Source organism: Xenorhabdus littoralis (assembly GCF_033949345.1).
In the GTDB taxonomy this organism is placed as follows: Bacteria; Pseudomonadota; Gammaproteobacteria; order Enterobacterales; family Enterobacteriaceae; genus Xenorhabdus; species Xenorhabdus littoralis.
The window spans coordinates 1-1,149 of the sequence record NZ_VCDP01000130.1 but is presented as its reverse complement, the minus strand read 5'-3'; the positions used below and the strand labels follow the sequence as shown (position 1 = coordinate 1,149).

Annotated in this window: 2 protein-coding genes; both read left to right on the top strand. The window is 52.0% G+C overall.

What is annotated here, in order from left to right; genetic code table 11:
- The coding region (locus FE394_RS18435) for a type VI secretion system baseplate subunit TssF (protein WP_319927794.1) at positions 1–720 on the top strand (720 nt) is incomplete at its 5' end.
- Between the two features lie 30 nt (positions 721–750).
- A partial coding sequence (locus tag FE394_RS18430) for a contractile injection system protein, VgrG/Pvc8 family (RefSeq protein ID WP_319927793.1) occupies positions 751–1,149 on the top strand: 399 nt, incomplete at its 3' end.

Below are 1,149 nucleotides of genomic sequence, written 5' to 3'. Positions count from 1 at the left end.
CTGCCGATAGAGCAGTTTACGCCCGCAGCGGAGCTGCTGGCCGGGGAGGAGCCGGATTATTTCTACTACCAGCTTCGCACCGAGCGTGATTTGCTGGATCGCATTCAACACTGGTTGCATTTTTTTGACCTGACGGGCAAACCGGCTAATCACCTGCCTGAACTCGCGGTTGCCTGCGATTTTACGGGCTACCATGAACCCGCGATGGCACTGGCGCAGGGCACGATCACGGTAATGCAGGAAGGTTCTCCTTCACATCTCAGCGTGCACAATATTACGCCAGTAACCACCGATCACCCACCGATGTTGCAGGATAATTCCGGCTGGCCGCTGCTGTCCTGCCTCGCCAGCCCGCCCGTTTTGTTGTTTACCACAGAGGGAATTCAGCATTTTCTCCGCCTGTTTGACTATTATGCCGAATTTAATCGCCCCCTGAGCCGCCATATCCAGCGGCATATCGACGGCATTATACAGGTGGAAGAGAGCCTGATTGACCGAATGAAGCGAGGCAACCCCATTCGGGGGCATTTGTTGTCACTGACCCTGAACCCCGATTGTTACGCTAATCCGGGAGAGATGTACCGTTTCTGCCGGTTAATTCATGAGGCTATGGCCTGTTTTGTCAGCCAGTCCACTTTTGTCAAACTGGATGTGTCTACCTCGGATCGCAAAGTTTTGTGGGAATTCAAAGAAGTCTATGGGGCACGCATGGAGATGTAATTTGGAAGAAATAATAAGGAGCAAAAAACCATGAGTATGCTGCAAACCTCAAAAAGTGGATTACGCTTTACTTTTCAGATAGCCGGCCTGCCTGAATCCACCTTTGCTGTGGGTGAGTTTTCCCTTCAGGAAGGGTTATCTGAACTGTTTACCCTCAACCTGACACTGGTTCAGTCCCTGCCTGACAACCCCTTTCGTCCAAAACCGGAAATCGATTTAACCACGCTGCTGATGCAGGAAGCGGTGTTGCAGGTGTTTAACGGGGAAATGCTGCAACGCAAAATTACCGGCATTATCTCCCATGCCGACTGGGCAGGTACCGATGGCAATAAAACGCTGTATACCGTGACGGTTCGTCCCGCGCTCTGGCGTCTGACGCTCAATCAGGACAGCCGGATTTTCCATCAGCAAAATGTGCCTGCCATCCTG